General features: G+C 72.9%; 14 protein-coding genes, 2 tRNA genes and 1 other RNA gene. 5 read left to right on the top strand and 12 right to left on the bottom strand.

Annotation, left to right across the window (positions count from 1 at the left end; all coding sequences use genetic code 11):
* Nucleotides 1-19: 19 nt before the first annotated feature.
* The 3 genes from LQ940_RS01520 to LQ940_RS01510 all read left to right on the top strand — a co-directional run bounded on the left by LQ940_RS01520 (nucleotide 20) and on the right by LQ940_RS01510 (nucleotide 2,104).
* The gene (locus LQ940_RS01520) at nucleotides 20-955 is read left to right on the top strand and encodes a metallophosphoesterase (RefSeq protein WP_231240937.1); all 936 of its coding nucleotides are present in this window, start codon (nucleotides 20-22) and stop codon (nucleotides 953-955) included.
* Between the two features lie 95 nt (nucleotides 956-1,050).
* Nucleotides 1,051-1,127, top strand: a tRNA-Pro gene (locus LQ940_RS01515).
* An 80-nt stretch (nucleotides 1,128-1,207) separates the two neighbouring features.
* Nucleotides 1,208-2,104, top strand: a complete 897-nt coding sequence (locus LQ940_RS01510) for a hypothetical protein (RefSeq protein WP_231240938.1) — start codon at nucleotides 1,208-1,210, stop codon at nucleotides 2,102-2,104.
* 85 nt (nucleotides 2,105-2,189) lie between these two features.
* Here LQ940_RS01510 and LQ940_RS01505 read toward each other — a convergent pair whose 3' ends face one another.
* From LQ940_RS01505 to ffs, 7 genes are all read right to left on the bottom strand, one after another.
* Nucleotides 2,190-3,221: an aspartate-semialdehyde dehydrogenase gene (locus LQ940_RS01505; protein WP_231240939.1), complete on the bottom strand. Its 1,032-nt coding sequence runs from the start codon at nucleotides 3,219-3,221 to the stop codon at nucleotides 2,190-2,192.
* Nucleotides 3,222-3,223: 2 nt separating this feature from the next.
* Nucleotides 3,224-4,498, bottom strand: coding sequence for an aspartate kinase (locus LQ940_RS01500; protein WP_231240940.1), 1,275 nt, complete (start codon nucleotides 4,496-4,498; stop codon nucleotides 3,224-3,226).
* A gap of 55 nt (nucleotides 4,499-4,553) precedes the next feature.
* On the bottom strand, nucleotides 4,554-5,135 hold the full coding sequence (locus LQ940_RS01495; RefSeq protein WP_231240941.1) for a DUF5063 domain-containing protein: 582 nt from the start codon (nucleotides 5,133-5,135) through the stop codon (nucleotides 4,554-4,556).
* Complete coding sequence (gene recR / locus LQ940_RS01490) at nucleotides 5,132-5,728, bottom strand: recombination mediator RecR (RefSeq protein ID WP_231240942.1); 597 nt, start codon at nucleotides 5,726-5,728, stop codon at nucleotides 5,132-5,134. The genes LQ940_RS01495 and recR overlap by 4 nt, the downstream gene beginning before the upstream one ends.
* 6 nt (nucleotides 5,729-5,734) lie before the next feature.
* A complete protein-coding gene (locus tag LQ940_RS01485) occupies nucleotides 5,735-6,112 on the bottom strand; it encodes a YbaB/EbfC family nucleoid-associated protein (protein ID WP_231240943.1) in 378 nt (125 codons plus the stop codon).
* Nucleotides 6,113-6,158: 46 nt separating this feature from the next.
* On the bottom strand, nucleotides 6,159-8,216 hold the full coding sequence (locus LQ940_RS01480) for a DNA polymerase III subunit gamma and tau (protein ID WP_231240944.1): 2,058 nt from the start codon (nucleotides 8,214-8,216) through the stop codon (nucleotides 6,159-6,161).
* A gap of 222 nt (nucleotides 8,217-8,438) precedes the next feature.
* An RNA gene (gene ffs / locus LQ940_RS01475) (signal recognition particle sRNA small type) lies at nucleotides 8,439-8,529 on the bottom strand.
* Between the two features lie 93 nt (nucleotides 8,530-8,622).
* Between ffs and LQ940_RS01470 the strand changes: the two genes are divergently transcribed.
* Nucleotides 8,623-8,711: transfer RNA gene (locus LQ940_RS01470), tRNA-Ser, on the top strand.
* A gap of 74 nt (nucleotides 8,712-8,785) precedes the next feature.
* A complete protein-coding gene (locus LQ940_RS01465; protein WP_231240945.1) occupies nucleotides 8,786-10,474 on the top strand; it encodes a metallophosphoesterase in 1,689 nt (562 codons plus the stop codon).
* A 13-nt stretch (nucleotides 10,475-10,487) separates the two neighbouring features.
* Here the strand turns inward: LQ940_RS01465 and LQ940_RS01460 are convergent, their stop codons facing one another.
* The 5 genes from LQ940_RS01460 to LQ940_RS01440 all read right to left on the bottom strand — a co-directional run bounded on the left by LQ940_RS01460 (nucleotide 10,488) and on the right by LQ940_RS01440 (nucleotide 15,547).
* On the bottom strand, nucleotides 10,488-11,810 hold the full coding sequence (locus LQ940_RS01460; RefSeq protein WP_231240946.1) for a S8 family serine peptidase: 1,323 nt from the start codon (nucleotides 11,808-11,810) through the stop codon (nucleotides 10,488-10,490).
* Entirely contained in the window at nucleotides 11,801-13,270 is a 1,470-nt protein-coding gene (locus tag LQ940_RS01455) for a type VII secretion protein EccB (RefSeq protein ID WP_231240947.1), read from the bottom strand. Before LQ940_RS01455 ends, LQ940_RS01460 begins: the two co-directional genes overlap by 10 nt.
* Before the next feature lie 4 nt (nucleotides 13,271-13,274).
* A complete protein-coding gene (eccD, locus tag LQ940_RS01450; RefSeq protein WP_231240948.1) occupies nucleotides 13,275-14,636 on the bottom strand; it encodes a type VII secretion integral membrane protein EccD in 1,362 nt (453 codons plus the stop codon).
* A 265-nt stretch (nucleotides 14,637-14,901) separates the two neighbouring features.
* Nucleotides 14,902-15,198, bottom strand: coding sequence for a WXG100 family type VII secretion target (locus tag LQ940_RS01445; protein ID WP_231240949.1), 297 nt, complete (start codon nucleotides 15,196-15,198; stop codon nucleotides 14,902-14,904).
* 28 nt (nucleotides 15,199-15,226) lie between these two features.
* A complete protein-coding gene (locus tag LQ940_RS01440) occupies nucleotides 15,227-15,547 on the bottom strand; it encodes a WXG100 family type VII secretion target (protein ID WP_231240950.1) in 321 nt (106 codons plus the stop codon).
* Nucleotides 15,548-15,613: the final 66 nt, after the last annotated feature.

The raw sequence follows: 15,613 nt of genomic DNA, 5'->3' as shown, positions 1-15,613 counted from the left end.
ATTGTGGCAGCCTGGCCCGGTGCCCAGCCTCCCCCTTCTCCCCCGCCTCCTCCCCCGACTCCTGGGCGCCGGGGCCCTCGCCGGCGCCGGGCTGACGACGTACGCCGCCTGGGAGGCCCGCGCCTACACCCTGCGACGCGTCGAGCTGCCGGTGCTGCCCGCCGGCCAGCGTCCGCTGCGGGTGCTGCACCTCAGCGACATCCACATGACCCCGGGCCAGACCCGCAAGCAGGAGTGGCTGCGCGGCCTCGCCGAGCTCGAGCCCGACCTGGTCGTCGACACCGGCGACAACCTGGCCCACCGCGACTCCGTGCCGGTCGTGCGTGACGCCCTGGGTCGGCTGCTCGACGTCCCCGGGGTCTTCGTCCACGGCTCCAACGACTACTACGAGCCGTCCCTCCGCAACCCGTTGCGCTACCTGATGTCCGACGACGGGAAGCGGCACACCGACGTCGCCCAGCTGCCCTGGCCGCTGCTCACCCGCACGCTGTCCGACGCCGGCTGGCGGGACCTGACCAACCGCAAGGACACCGTCACGGTGGGCGAGACGACCTTCGCGTTCGCCGGCGTCGACGACCCGCACCTCGGCTACGACCGGCTCGACCTGGTCGCCGGTCCGGCCGACCCGACCGCCGACGTGCGGCTCGGCGTCGCCCATGCGCCGTACCTGCGGGTCCTGGACCAGTACGCCGCCGACGGCTACGACGCGATCCTCGCCGGCCACACCCACGGCGGGCAGGTGTGTCTGCCCGGCGGCCGGGCCCTGACGACCAACTGCGACCTCGAGCCGGCCCGCGCCCGCGGCCTGCACCGCCACCCCGCCGACTCCCGGCCCGGCGACCCGGGCTCCGCGTGGCTGCATGTCTGCGCCGGCCTGGGCACCAGCCCCTACGCCCGGATCCGGGTCGCCTGCCGGCCCGAGGCCACCCTCCTGACGCTGGTCGCCCGCCCCTGACCCGCACCCCCTACCGATTACGAACAGCGCTGGGCGCTCCGGTATGCTCCCGTGCTTGTGGGCTCACCTCCCTTCACCGGGAACGAGCCCATGATCGGGCTGTGGCGCAGCTTGGTAGCGCGCCTCGTTCGGGACGAGGAGGCCGCAGGTTCAAATCCTGTCAGCCCGACCAGATGAACGGCAGAACCCCGGACCTGATCAGGTCCGGGGTTCTGCCCGTTCTGGACGTTCGGCGGTGGCACACTGCCCGGCATGGCAGACGAGGACCAGCAGGACGCCGCCGCGAAGCTCGAGCCGCCCCGGCTCTTCGGGCGCAAGAAGCGCCGCACGGCACCTGCGCCTGTACCCCAGGACGCCACCCCGGAGCCGGAGCCGGAGCCCGAGCCGACGCCGATGCCGGAGCCGGAGCCGGAGCCGGAGCCGGAGCCGGACCCCGAGCCCGAGCCGACGCCGGAGCCCGAGCCCGAGCCGGCGGCGGCGGAGCCCGCCGACGTCGAGACGACCCAGGTCATCGAGACGGACGAGCCGACCGAGGTCGCCCTCGAGCCGGCGGCGCCCGCCGCGCCGGCCGAGGACGAGCCGACCCAGGTCGTCCAGCCCGATCCCGCGCCTCAGGTCGAAAGTGCTCCGCCGTTGTTCGCCGACGAGGTGGAGGACGAGCCGGCCGCCGAGGCCGAGCCAGCCGCCGTCGTACCGGAGACGCAGGCCGCCAAGGCCGAGGAGCCACAGGCGCCCCAGCCCGCCAAGGAGCCGAGGGCTCCGCGCGAGCCGCTGTCCGGGCGTGCCGCAACGGCGCTCACGGGCGTCGTGGTGGGGCTGGTGCTCGTGGGAGGCACCTACGGGGCGCTCCAGGGCTGCGAGGCGGTCCAGGGCACGTCGTCCTGCGGCCGCGCGGGCTTCCCGCTGCTCGCCCTCGTCTTCGTCGCGGGGATCGCCGTCGGGGCGCTCCTGCTCGGCCGGTTCGCGGTCCCCGACCCCACCAGCACCAGCTTCCTCGCCACCGGCATGACCAGCGTCGTGGCCCTGCTCTTCCTCATCGACGTGCTCGACCACTGGTCGATGATCCTGGTCATCCCCCTCGTCAGCGTGGCCACCCACCTGCTCTCCCACTGGGTCACCGCCACCTTCATCGAGCCCACCCCAGACTGACCCGTCACCAACTCACCCAAATCACCGCTGACCCGTCAGAAAGTTTGTGACGGGTCAGCGATGATTTCGTGCAGTTGGTGACGGGTCAGCGGTGGGCGAGGAGCTCCGCGATCTGGACGGTGTTGAGGGCGGCGCCCTTGCGCAGGTTGTCGTTGGAGATGAACAGGGCGAGGCCGCGGTTGTCGGGGACGCCGGGGTCCTGCCGCAGGCGACCGACGTACGACGGGTCCTTGCCGGCGGCCTGGAGCGGGGTGGGTACGTCGGACAGCTCGACGCCCGGCGCCGAGGCGAGGAGCTCGCGGGCGCGCTGGGGGGTCATGGGCGAGGAGAACTCGGCGTTGATCGCCAGCGAGTGGCCGGTGAAGACCGGCACCCGCACGCAGATCCCCGAAACCAGGAGGTCGGGCAGGCCCAGGATCTTGCGGGACTCGTTGCGGAGCTTCTGCTCCTCGTCGGTCTCGCCGAGGCCGTCGTCGACGATCGAGCCGGCCAGGGGCAGCACGTTGTAGGCGATCGTGCGCACGTACTTGTCCGGGTCGGGGAACGTCACGGCCTCCCCGTCGTAGGCGAGCTCGCGCGCCTTGTCGCCCGCGGCGGCGACCTGACCGGCCAGCTCCTCGACGCCGGCGACGCCCGAGCCGGAGACGGCCTGGTACGTCGACGCGATCAGCCGTACCAGCCCGGCCTCGTCGTGCAGGGGCTTGAGCACCGGCATCGCGGCCATCGTCGTGCAGTTGGGGTTGGCGATGATGCCCTTGCGGGCCTGGTCGATGTCCTGAGGGTTGACCTCGGAGACGACCAGCGGGACGTCGGGGTCCATGCGGAACGCCGAGGAGTTGTCCACGACGATCACGCCGGCGGCCGCGAACGCCGGAGCCAGCGCGCGCGACGTCGTCGCGCCCGCGGAGAAGAGCGCGATGTCCAGGCCCCTCGGGTCGGCCGTGGCGGCGTCCTCGACGGTGATCTCGCGGCCGGCGTACGGCAGCACCGTGCCGGCCGAGCGGGCCGAGGCGAAGAACCGGACCTCGTCGGCGGGGAAGTCCCGCTCCTCGAGGATCTGGCGCATGGCGACGCCGACCTGACCGGTCGCGCCGACGATGCCGAGTCGGACACCCATGACTACCTCCCGGTCCCGCCGTAGACGACGGCCTCGACCTCGGTGGCGTCCAGCTCGAACGCCGTGTGCGTGGCGCGGACGGCCTCGTCGACCTGGGCCTCGTCGACGATCACCGAGATCCGGATCTCGGAGGTGGAGATCATCTCGATGTTGACGCCGGCCGACGCCAGCGCGGCGAAGAACTTCGCCGTGATGCCCGGGTGCGCGCGCATGCCGGCGCCGATCAGCGACACCTTGCCGACCTGGTCGTCGTAGAGGAGCTTCTCGTAGCCGACCTCGTCCTGGATGCCGGCCAGTGCGCTCATCGCCTGTTGGCCGTCGGCGCGCGGCAGCGTGAAGGAGATGTCGGTCAGGCCGGTCGCGGCGGCGGAGACGTTCTGCACGACCATGTCGATGTTGACCTCGCTGGCGGCCAGCGCCTCGAAGATCCGGGCCGCCTCGCCGACCTTGTCGGGGACGCCGACGACGGTGATCTTGGCCTCGCTGCGGTCGTGGGCCACGCCCGCGATGATCGCCTGCTCCATGGCTTCTTCTTCTCCTGGTTGGCTGGGGGTGATCCAGGTCCCCTCCTTGTGCGAGAAGGAGGACCGGACGTGGACCGGCATGTCGTAGCGGCGGGCGTACTCGACGCACCGCAGGTGCAGGATCTTGGCGCCGGACGCCGCCATCTCCAGCATCTCCTCGTAGGAGACGCGCTCGAGGCGACGCGCGGTCGGGACGATCCGCGGGTCGGCGGTGAAGACGCCGTCGACGTCGGTGTAGATCTCGCAGTACGCCGCGCCGAGCGCGGCGGCCAGGGCGACGGCCGTGGTGTCGGTGCCGCCGCGGCCCAGGGTGGTGATCTCCTTGGTGTCCTGGCTCACGCCCTGGAAGCCGGCCACGATCACGATGTGACCGTCGGCGATGGCCGCGGAGATGCGCCCCGGCGTGACGTCGATGATCTTGGCCCGACCGTGCGTGGAGTCGGTGATGACGCCCGCCTGGGACCCGGTGAAGGAGCGCGCGGTGAACCCGAGGTCGGAGATCGCCATGGCGACGAGCGCCATCGAGATCCGCTCGCCCGCGGTCAGCAGCATGTCCAGCTCGCGGGCCGGCGGCAGCGGGCTCACGCCCTCGGCCAGCTCCAGGAGCTCGTCGGTGGAGTCGCCCATCGCCGAGACGGCCACCACGACGTCGTGGCCGGCCTTCTTGGACTCGACGATGCGGCGCGCGACCTCCTTGATGCGGCCTGCGTCGGCCAAGGACGAACCGCCGTACTTCTGCACGACAATGCCCAACGGGCTCACTCCTGCGATCGGGGAAGGACCCCCCGATCCTACCGAGTGCCGGGGCTCAGACCGGGTCGACGTCCAAGACCGCCTCGGCAGCCACGATCTGCTCGATCTCCGCGTCGTTGTCGACGTCGAGCCGGTCGTGCGAGACCACCGACAGCAGCGCGTTCAGCGCCGCCCCGGCGAGGTTGCCCCAGGAGGCGACGTAGGAGAACTGCCACCACCACAGCGCCTCCGCGATGTCGCCGGAGCGGTAGTGGCGCAGGCCGTTCTCGAGGTCGCTGGCGATCTGCGTCAGATCGTCGGAGAGCTGGCTCTCCACGACGTCCGGGACGTAGGGGTCGAAGACGAAGCTGTAGGTGTCGACGTTGCCGAGCAGCTCGGCCAGCCGCAACCGCATGGCGTCGAGGTCGGCCTCGGGCCCGACGTCGGGCTGGTAGTCGGCCGTCGGGGTGAAGTCCTGCTGCGCACCCAGCCGGGCGCCGGCCAGCAGCACCTGGCTGATCTCGAGGAGCAGCAGGGAGATCGCCTGGCCCGAGGTGGCCTCGCGGCTGATGGCGCGCAGCGCGAGCAGAAAGCTCTCGACGCTGTCGGCGATCTGCTGGGCGAAGTCCTCGGTGTCGTCCATGGTGGTGTCGCTCATTGTGCTGCCCGTCTTCCTACGAATGCTCGTCCCAGGGTGATCTCGTCGGCGTACTCCAGGTCGCCGCCCACCGGCAGTCCACTCGCCAGCCGCGTCACCTGCAGGCCCATCGGGCTCAGCAGGCGGGTGAGGTAGGTCGCGGTGGCCTCGCCCTCGAGGTTGGGGTCGGTGGCCAGGATCACCTCGGTGACCACCCCGTCGTTGAGCCGCGGCATCAGCTCCTTGATGCGCAGCTGGTCGGGCCCGATGCCGTCGATCGGCGAGATCGCCCCGCCGAGCACGTGGTAGCGGCCGCGGAACTCACGGGTGCGCTCGATCGCGACGACGTCCTTGTACTCCTCGACGACGCACAGCACCGTCGCGTCGCGTCGCGGGTCGCGGCAGATCCGGCACTGCTCGTCCTCGGAGACGTTGAAGCACACCGAGCAGAACCGCACCTTCGCCTTGACCTCCAGGAGCACGTCGGCCAGGCGGCGTACGTCGGTCGGCTCGGCCTGCAGCAGGTGGAACGCGATCCGCTGGGCGCTCTTGGGACCGATCCCCGGCAGCCGACCGAGCTCGTCGATCAGGTCCTGGACGACACCTTCGTACAAGGCGGCTCAGAACCCGAGCTGTCCCGAGGACGGCATGCCGGGGAGGCCGCCACCCTCGGCGAGCGGTCCGAGGGCCTCGGCGGCCAGCGCGTCGACCTGCGACTTGGCGTCGCGGTAGGCGGCGACGATCATGTCGCCGAGGTCCGTCAGGTCGTCGGCGTCGCTGCCGTCGAACCCGCCGGCCTTGATCTCGACACCGACGAGCTCGCCGACGCCGCTGACCTTGACGGTCACGGCACCGCCGGCGACGGTGCCGTCGACGACCGTGTCGGCGAGGCGCTGCTGCGCGGACTGGAGCTGCTCCTGCATCTGCTGGGCCTGCTGGAGGAGGGCGTTCATGTCGAAGCCACCGCCCCCCAGTGCGTCGAAGGGGTTCTGGGTCATCGGGTCACCTCATGGCTAGGGGAACGGTCGGTGGGAGGGATGAAGGTCATGAGTGGGGGATCTCCTCGATCACCTGGGCGCCGAGCTCGCGCGCCAGCAGGTCGGCACCCCCGAGCTCGTCGTGGTCGGCGTCGAGGTCGTCGGGGCGGGCGTCCGCGTCGGCCTCCGCGAGGTTCGACCCGCGGTCGGCCTCCCCGCCTGCGGGCCGGGTGGACTTGATGGCCTCGCGGGCCGCGTTGACCGCCTCGGGGCCGGGCCGTGCCGGGGCGGCCTCGTCGTCGCTCATCCAGGCGGGCGGCGCCTCCACCTCGTCGCGGGCCACCGGCGGGTCCGGGCGCACCGGCTCCGGCGCGGCCGGGACGGCGGCGGGCGGCGGCGCGGCGTCCGCGCTGGCCCCGGGGTCGACGATCGTCTCGACCTTCCAGTCGGCGCCGACCACGTCGATCGCGGCCTGGCGGACGATCTCGGCGCTGCCGCCGTTGTCGAACGACTCGCGGGCCCCGGCGTTGGAGAAGCCCAGCGTCAAGGTGCGGGCGTCGACGGCCACCACCTGCGCGTGCTGGGTCAGGTGGATCCAGGTGACCCGCCGGCGCTGCTTGGTGGCCTCGACGATGTCGGGCCACAGCCGGCGTACGTCGACCAGGGAGAGCGTGCTCGAGCCGACCGTGGCGGCCTCGGGCTCGGGCGCAGCCGCCGTCGGCGCGGTCCGCGCCAACGGGGCCGCCGGCTCGGGAGCGGCGGGCGGGCGCACCGGGAACACCTCGACCGGTCGGGCCGGGGCCGGCGACGTGGCTGTCACCGGGACCGGAGCGGGCGCCAGGGTCGCCGGGGGCGCAGGGGGTGCCGGCGCCGGCTCGCGGGGGGCCGGTCGCGCCTGGGCGGGGCGGTCCTGGGCGGGGGCCGGCGGCGCCGCGGCCTCGGCGGACGGCGTGCCGCTGATGGCCGCACGGCGCTCGAGCCGGTCGAGGCGGGCCAGGACGCCGTCGGTGGAGTGGTCGGCCCTGGGCAACAGCACCCGGGCGCAGATGAGCTCGAGCAGCAGCCGCGGCGCGGTGGCCCCGCGCATCTCGGTCAGCCCGGTCGCCACCAGGTCGGCCGCGCGCGTCAGCTCGGCGGCGCCGAAGCGCGCCGCCTGCGCGACCAGGCGCTCGCCCTGGTCCTCGGAGACGTCGATCAGGCCGCTCGCGGGGGCGTCGGGCACCGCCGAGACGATGACCAGGTCGCGCAGCCGGCGCAGCAGGTCCTCGGTGAAGCGGCGCGGGTCCTGCCCGGTCTCGATCACCTTGTCGACCACCCCGAAGACCGCGGACCCGTCGCCGGCGGCGAACGCGTCGACCACCTCGTCCAGCAGCGTGTCCGGCGTGTAGCCGAGCAGCCCGCTGGCCAGCGCGTAGGTCACGCCCTGCTCGCCCGCCCCGCCCAACAGCTGGTCGAGCACGGAGAGGGTGTCGCGTGCGGAGCCGGCACCGGCGCGCACGACCAGCGGCAGGGCGGCGGGCTCGATGCTGACGCCCTCCTGGGCGCAGAGCTCGGTGAGGTACGTCGACAGCAGCCGCGGCGGGATCAGCCGGAACGGGTAGTGGTGCGTGCGCGAGCGGATCGTCGGGATCACCTTGTCGGGCTCGGTGGTCGCGAAGATGAACCGCAGGTGCGGGGGCGGCTCCTCCACCAGCTTGAGCAGGGCGTTGAAGCCCTGCGTCGTCACCATGTGCGCCTCGTCGATGATGTAGACCTTGTAGCGGCTGCGCACCGGCGCGAAGAACGCCTTCTCCCGCAGGTCGCGGGCGTCGTCGACGCCGCCGTGGGAGGCGGCGTCGATCTCGATGACGTCGATCGAGCCCGGGCCGCCGCGCGCGAGGTCCCGGCAGCTGTCGCACTCGCCGCACGGGTCGGCGACGGGCGCCAGCTCGCAGTTGAGCGCCCGGGCCAGGATGCGGGCCGAGGTGGTCTTGCCGCAGCCGCGCGGACCGGAGAAGAGGTAGGCGTGGTTGACCCGGTTGTTGGCCAGCGCCGCCCGCAACGGCTCGGTCACGTGCTCCTGCCCGATGACCTCCTGGAAGGTCTCGGGGCGGTAGCGGCGGTACAGCGCCAGGGGGGACTCCACCTCTGAACCCTAACCACCGGGTCCGACAGCGGGTAGGTGGGCGGCGGCGAGGGGTGGGCGACCGACCTTCGACGCTGCGTATCGCCTCTGTCTCCCCATACCGACTCGGGTTTCGAGACGGGTCGCGCCTGACCTCGCTGCGCTCGGTCTGGCGCCGACCCTCCTCAACCTCCCGCCCGGGTCCGCGCCTTCGCAGGCTCAGGCGGCGGGGGCGTGACGTGAAAAGGCCCCCCGTGCACCCGGAAGAGCCCGCCGACCCTTGCTGCCTTCCGGCCCTGGGGGAGTTGAGCGAGATACCGCCGCACGGGGGGTTGCCCCGAGTCTAGGCGATCGCCCGTGGGCGGTGGACCGGGACCCCGGCCGGGCGGATTTCTCAGCCCGTCGCGCCCCCGGTAGGGTCTCCGGCGGAGGATTCGCCTAGTGGCCTATGGCGCTCGCTTGGAAAGCGGGTTGGGTTAATAGCCCTCAGGGGTTCGAATCCCCTATCCTCCGCCAGCCGAACGGCGCCGCGCTCACGTGCGGCGCCGTTCGCCGTTCGCGGGCCCTGCCGTCCTGGCTAGGTTGGAGGCGTGGAGGACGAGGGCGTGGCGCCGGAGGACAGTGCCGGGCGGCGGGTCGCCCGCGTCGCCGTGCGCGCGCTGGTCTCGGTGCTCCTGGCCGGGCTCGTCGGGTCGCCGCTGGCCGTCGCGTGGGCGCTCACCCACACGCAGGTCGAGTCGCACATCGGCACCTCCCCGACGACGTTCTCCCTGACGACCCGTGGCCACAGCGAGCTGCGCCTCGGCATCGCCGGGACCGTCTTCGTGCCCGAGTCCCGAGGCGGCGTGGGGGTCGTGGCGACCGTGGAGGGCCCGGGCGACCCAGGGGCCGGGAGCGGCGACCTGGCGGCGTACGTCCGTCCCGAGATGCTCGCCCTCTACACCGGCCTCTTCCACGACCCGGCGGCCGCGGTGCAGGAGTACGTCGACCTGGTGGAGCAGGAGTTCCGCCACCAGCTGCTCGTGGCGCTGGCCGTCGTCGCCGGCGGCGGCGGGGCACTGCTGCTGGCGCTCAGCCGGGTCCTGCCCGTGCGCCCCGCAGCGACCCGCGGCAAGCGGCTCGGCCGCGGCGCGGCGGTGCTGGTCCTCGCGCTGGCGACGAGCGGCGCCGGGGCGTGGCTCCAGCTCAGCACCTCCGAGACGGGGACGGCCGGCGTGGACGGTCGCTACGCGCTCCCCGCCCTCGACGGGTCGCTGGCCGAGGGGAGCACGACCAACAGCCCGGTGCTTCGCGCGCTCCTCGGCGGTGCCGTGGCCAAGGCGAAGGTCCTGGTCGAGCGGCAGGAGGAGAGCGTCGCGGCCTACCGCGAGCAGGCCCAGGACTCCCTGGACGACCAGGCCGATGCGATCGAGGGGCCCGAGGACGGCGAGCTGGCCGTGCTGATGCAGTCCGACATGCACTGCAACGCCACGATGATCGCGCTCCAGTCACGCGTGGCGTCCCTCGTACGTGAGGAGCACGGCGACGACGCGCTGCGGATGCTGGCCATCGCCGGCGACCTCACGACCAACGGCACGGCCGCGGAGGGCACCTGCATCCGGGACGAGGCTGCGATCGGCGGGGACCTGCCGGTCGTGGCGATCACCGGCAACCACGAGACCGAGCTGAGCGCGCAGCAGATGGCCGACGCCGGCATGACCGTCCTCGACGGCGACGCCGAGGACGTGGCGGACGTCCGCGTCCTCGGCGACGGCGACCCCAGCCGCACCGAGCTGTTCGGCGGCTCGTCCCTGCGCGGGGACGAGACGCAGCAGGACCAGGGCGCCCGGCTCCACGACGAGGCCACGAACGGCGACCGGCCCGACCTGGTCCTCATGCACGAGGGGTACGCCGCCGCGGCGTTCCTCGGCGTCGACGACGTCCGCGCGTTCTTCGAGGAGCCGAGCTCGCTGGTCGACCCGGTCGAGGACGACGTGCGCGACCTGCCGGCGGGCGCGGTGTTCTACAGCCACTGGCACCGCGACATCGAGCCGCGCGTGGTGTGGAACTCCGATGGCACCTGGACCTTCGTGATGGAGCTCAACACCTCCGGCGGGGCCGTGGCGGCCTCGACGATCAACAACTTCTCGACCCCGTGGTCGCCGCCCCAGCAGGAGGCGTCGTTCCCGGTCGTCTTCATGGACGCCGAGACCCGCCTCGTGACGGGCTACCAGCTCTACCGCTTCCTGGTCGACGGCACGGCCGTGGTCGAGCCCCGCGCGGACGTCGGCGCCGGCTGACGGTCCGTGCGGGTCACTCGCGGCGTCTGGCCAGCACCGGCCGGAGCATGGTCGCGACGATGAGGGCGCCGCCGGCGAGCAGCCCCCACCAGACCGCGTTGCGCTTCGTGCTGGCCAGTACGTCGGGCTGCTCGCGGGGAGCCGTGGCGCGCTCGTCGCCCCGGTCGTCGATCGTGGTGGCGGGCAGCTGGCCCTTCTTCCCCGGCCGCAGCGGCCGGGTGAGGGCCTCGACCGGTTGCACGATCCCGTGGCCGGTGAGCACGTTCCTCGTCTGCGGAGAGCCGGTCGCCGTGCGGGTCAGCCGGGCCACGACCTGCGCGGCCGTGTCGTCCGGGAAGGCGGAGCGCAGCAGGGCGACGACGCCCGAGACCTCCGCGGCGGCGTACTCGCTGGACACCTCGCCGAGCACGCAGGTGCTGCGCCCGTCCATGCCGAGCGACACCGCACCGCTCGAGGGTGCGGCGAGGTCCGTGTCGGAGCTGCGCAGCACGCTGTCCGCGGCGTCGCCGACCACCACCTCGTCCTCCACGAGCGCGGTCGCGGTCGCGTTGACCGCGACGACGTGCGGGGCGGCGGCCGGCCAGATCGCACCCCCCGCGTCCTCGCCGGGGGGAGGCGATCCCTCGTCCTCGCCGTCGCGCTCGGCGTAGCCGAACTCGGAGTAGAGGGCGTCGGACTCCTCGGGCCGGTCGCCCGTGGCCACGACGACCACGACGTCCTTGGCGGCGAGGTCGTCGAGCACGGCGCGCAGCGCGTCGCCCAGCTCCTCGCGTGCCGGCAGGGCCAGCGACACGTTCACGACGCCGACCCGGCCCCGGGGCAGGCCGGCGACGTGGCGCAGTCCCTGGATCAACAGGTCGAGGCTGGGCTCGGCCTCGGCGGCGGGGTCCTGGGCCTCGCGGCGGTCGTAGACCCGCACGTCCATGATCGTGGCCTCCGGAGCGATGCCGATCGGCTTGTCGGGCTCCCCACGTCCGGCGATCAGGCCGGCGATGGCGGTGCCCTGGTAGTCCAGGAGCTCCGGGCTGCGCCCGGACGAGGGCGCCGGCACGATCGGGTTCAGCCGGGTGGACGGGGCGACCCCCGAGTCGAGGACGGCGACCGTCACGCCCTGGCCCGGCCCGCTGCCGGAGCGCGCGGCCAGTCGCTGTGCCTGCGCGACCTGCATCAGCTGCGCGGGCGAGCTCGGCGAGGTCGCCTCGACGGTGTCGGTCACCTCCGCGTTGATGCTCGAGCAGTCCTGGTCCTCCGCGTACGCCGGAGCGGACGCGACGGCGAGCACGCCGAGCGCGAGCCCGGCCGCGAGCCCGCCCCGCAGGACGCCGCTCACTCGCACGAGCGGCCCTCCTCGGCCGACTCCTCCGTCGCCGCCTCCTCCGTCGCCGCCTCCTGTGCCGGGGCGTCGGGGCGCGACGGCGGGCACAGGGCGGCGTTGACCGAGAGCGCCACGCCGGACTCGAACAGCTCCAGCCAGCTCTCCGGAACGACCGGTGCGTCGTAGCCGGCGTACCCGAGGTTCTCCACCGCATCGGTGCCCAGCAGGGCGTAGCTGAAGCCCTTCGAGTCCACCACGAACGGCTCGCCGACGTCCGTCGCGTCCCAGCCGCCCGAGAGGACGTAGGCGCCCTGCCCGGCCTCGACCGTCACCTCGCGGCTCTTGTGCTCCACGTCCTCGGCGCTCGCGTCGCTGCCCGGCCCGTCCGCCAGCAGCACCCGCGGCTTCTCACCCTCCTGAGGCAGGAGCTGGGCGCACTCCGCGCTCGCCACGGTGGGCAGCTCATCGGGCCATCCGGCCGCCTGGTACGGCGGGTCCTCCAGCAACAGGTCCGGCGGCTCCTCGAGCCCCAGGTCCTTTGGCGGCTGGGGGAAGTCGACGTTGAGGAACACCGCGCTCGGGAACGCCGTGAACTGGGCCGGACCCTCCTTCGTGAGCACGTAGAGGACGCCCTCGATCTCGTAGTAGTCGCCCACGTTGGCGTCGGCCGGCAGCCCGCCCTTGCCGGCGGCGGCCGAGGGGGTGCCGAAGCCGTCGAGGCCGAGGCTCTCGGCCGCGAGGGCCCCACCGCGCGGGAAGAGGTCGAGCCAGTCGCTCGGGACCTTGGCGGCCGAGCCGGACTTCTCCAGGCCCAGGGCGCCGAGCAGGATGTCCATCCCCGGGGTCCGAGGCAGCTCGAAGCGGCGGGCGGTCGGCTCGTCGCCGTCCTCGGGGACGGACTCGGCGATGACGTGGACCGCCTTGCCGGCCCGGACGACGACGCCCCCCGAGGCGACGGGCGACGCGTCGGGCCGGGTGCGGACGTCGAGCTTGATCCCGAGCCCGTCGCCGGTGCACGCGGTCCAGCCGCTCTCGACGAGGTGGCCGGTGTCGGGGACCGTGACCGGCGCGCCGAGGATCCCGATGTCGGCGCCCGGCGTCTGGGTGTCGATCTCCTCCTGCGGCACGACCTCGGGCTCGATGTCCTCGCCGAGGATCAGCTGCGCCGAGGTGACGTTGATGACCGGGCGCACCCGCGCGTTGCCCTCCTCGTCCGGCTCGAGGATGACGTAGGCGGCGCCCTTCTCCTTGGAGAGGACGAAGCCGGGCTGCTCCCAGTCGACGTCGACGTTGGGCTTCAGGACTCCCGCGATCGCCGCACCGGCCAGGAGCAGGATCGCCAGGGCCAGGCCGCCGACGATCGTGCGCCCGGGCTTGGTGGGCTCGACCTCCCGACCTCCGGGCGCACCGGAGACGAACGCCGTGACGAGCCGGCGCCGGCTGAACGAGTAGGCCTCGACGAGGTCCTTCTTGGTGGCCATGCGACTAGCCGACCGACTGGGCGAAGTCGAAGATGCCGACCGCCAGGACCAGGAGCGGGAGCAGGGCCAGCAGCGCGATGCTCTCGACGATGTCGCCGAAGCGGCCCCGACGCACCGACGGCGTGCCCGGCACCAGCGTGGCGGCGAGGAGCACCGCGCCCGACGCGGCGAGCACCACGGCCGCCACCGGGTGCCAGTCGGGGTAGAGCACCAGCATCGACACGGCCGTCGAGACCAGCCCCGCGATGCCGGAGGCCAGGCCCACGAGGACCTCGGAGCCCGTGCGGTACTGGCGGGTGCGGAGCATGACGACCAGGGAGGCGTCGACGGCCAGCAGGGTGCCGAAGAGCCCCAGTGACACCGCGAGCGGAGCGATCGTCACCAGCAGCAGCCCGACGGTCCCGGAGATCGCGATCAGGATCTCGTGGGCCACCCTCGCGTCGGCGCCGACGCGGGCCGGGTCGACGTCGGTCGGGTCGGCGGTGATGTCGGCGTCGGAGTAGAGCTGGTCGACGGTGGTCCCGGTGACGCCGAGCGCCAGCCACGGGAAGATGCTGCCGATCATCACGACCACGGTCAGGACGACCGTCAGCAGGACGGCGGCGTCGAGGCCGTCGATCGCGTGCAGCAGGAGCCCCGCCGCCACGTAGACCGCGCCCGCGACGACTGGCGGCAGGACCAGGGGCCGGCCCTCGCCGAGACCCACGAGGCAGACGACGCCGGCGAGCAGCGCTCCGGCTCCGGCGTAGGCGACGGGGTAGTCGAAGAGCTCACCGTCCGGGGCCAGCATCAGCCCGGCGAGCGCGGCGTACCCGGCCGCCATCCAGGCCACGGCCACGGCGGCCTCGCGCTCACGCTGGGCTCGCGACAGCACGATCGCGCCCGCGGTGAGGGCGACGGCCACGGTCACCGCCGCGACGGAGGCCAGGGTCTTCTCGCGCTGGATCAGCAGGGCGACGGCGCCGAGGGCCATCAGCAGGCCGGCCGCCGTGAGCGCCGCGCGTCGGCCGGACGCCGGCTCCCAGGGCTTGAGGTCGCGCTCGACCACGTCGGTCATGGCCTCGACGACGTCGTCGTAGACCCGGGGCGGCGCCTCGTCGATGCCCGCGGTCACGGTCAGCGTCACGCCGTCCTCGATGCCCTGCAGGGTCAGGCCGGAGTCGGGGGCGAGCCGGCGCCCCTCGGAGGTGACGAGGCGGTAGCCGCCGTAGACGGTGCTGGCGTCGAGCAGTCCGACGCTGCGGGCCAGCTCCGGGACGAGCTCGGCCACCGGGACGGCACCCGGCAGCACCAGGTCGACGCGGCGCGTCCCCGACGTCACCGTCACCCGCACCAGTCCCGAGGCTCCGGCGGTGGCCTGGCTCATCGTCTCTCCCTCAGTGTTCGCAGCGGTCACAGTGCGAGCCGAGCGGGGGCAGCGACCACCGTCCGACCGTCGGGCGAGCCGCATGCTACCGGCCGGACCGCCTCCCGCGGGGGCGTCAGTCGATCACATCCGGCGCGGCCCCGTCGTCCTCGGTCCACCCCTGCTCGTCGGCGACGATCCGGCCGGTGTCGGACGACGTCGTCAGAGAGGGGGCCGACACCTCACGGTGTCGGCCCCCTCGGAGTCATCTGCATCGAGCGCTGGCTCAGATCTCGAACTGCGCGGCACCGCGCTTGTCGGCGGCGGCGTACTCGGCGTTGGACTGGTAGACCGTCTGGCTGCTCTTGTCGAGCAGGTCGCGCATCTCCTGGATCGCCATGTCCCACTTGGCCTTCGAGACCGTGTACTGGGACTGGGCCTGACCGATCCACTGGCTGCGCAGCGGCTCGAGCTCGGACTCCAGACGGTTCATGCGGTCGTCGATGTCCTTGACCTTCTGGTACATGTCGGCTGCGGCCTGGTCGACCGCACCGTGGTTGACGCGGATTCCGTCGAGGTTCATGACTGTTCTCCTTGGTCTGGTGGGGCGCTCAGCCGAGCTTGTGGGTGAGGTTGGCGAAGTTGGAGCCCTGCGTCTCGTCGGTGCTGATGTTGTCGCGCTCGGTGACCCCGAGGGAGTTCTCGAACTCGTTGAGTGCGTCGACGATGACCTGCTGCTTCTCCGTCCAGGCCTGCTGCAGGGCGAAGAACGCCGTGGCACCCTGGCCACCCCAGCGGCCCTGGACCGAGGAGATCTGGTCGGTCAGCTGCCGGCTGATGTTGTTGAAGTCGACCCGGGCGTCGGCCACCATTCCAGCGGCGCGGGTGAGTACACCTTCGCCTTGGCCGAACTCGTTGGAGTTTTCCGACATGTCGCCTGCTCCTTCATGTGTGGCGGCATGTCGCCGCGCATCGTGGTGGTGCTTCCTGACAAGTGG

Source organism: Nocardioides sp. cx-173, from assembly GCF_021117365.1.
In the GTDB taxonomy this organism is placed as follows: domain Bacteria; phylum Actinomycetota; class Actinomycetes; order Propionibacteriales; family Nocardioidaceae; genus Nocardioides.
Note: the sequence above shows the minus strand (reverse complement) of the source record. Positions and strands in the feature narration are given on the sequence as shown.

What these genes read in the sequence shown, in the direction of transcription:
- LQ940_RS01485 (WP_231240943.1), bottom strand. Translation starts at nt 6,112, where the DNA reads ATGACCCAGAACCCCTTCGACGCACTGGGGGGCGGTGGCTTCGACATG.
- LQ940_RS01440 (WP_231240950.1), bottom strand. Translation starts at nt 15,547, where the DNA reads ATGTCGGAAAACTCCAACGAGTTCGGCCAAGGCGAAGGTGTACTCACC.
- LQ940_RS01510 (WP_231240938.1), top strand. Translation starts at nt 1,208, where the DNA reads ATGGCAGACGAGGACCAGCAGGACGCCGCCGCGAAGCTCGAGCCGCCC.
- LQ940_RS01445 (WP_231240949.1), bottom strand. Translation starts at nt 15,198, where the DNA reads ATGAACCTCGACGGAATCCGCGTCAACCACGGTGCGGTCGACCAGGCC.
- LQ940_RS01495 (WP_231240941.1), bottom strand. Translation starts at nt 5,135, where the DNA reads ATGAGCGACACCACCATGGACGACACCGAGGACTTCGCCCAGCAGATC.
- LQ940_RS01455 (WP_231240947.1), bottom strand. Translation starts at nt 13,270, where the DNA reads ATGGCCACCAAGAAGGACCTCGTCGAGGCCTACTCGTTCAGCCGGCGC.
- LQ940_RS01505 (WP_231240939.1), bottom strand. Translation starts at nt 3,221, where the DNA reads ATGGGTGTCCGACTCGGCATCGTCGGCGCGACCGGTCAGGTCGGCGTC.
- eccD (WP_231240948.1), bottom strand. Translation starts at nt 14,636, where the DNA reads ATGAGCCAGGCCACCGCCGGAGCCTCGGGACTGGTGCGGGTGACGGTG.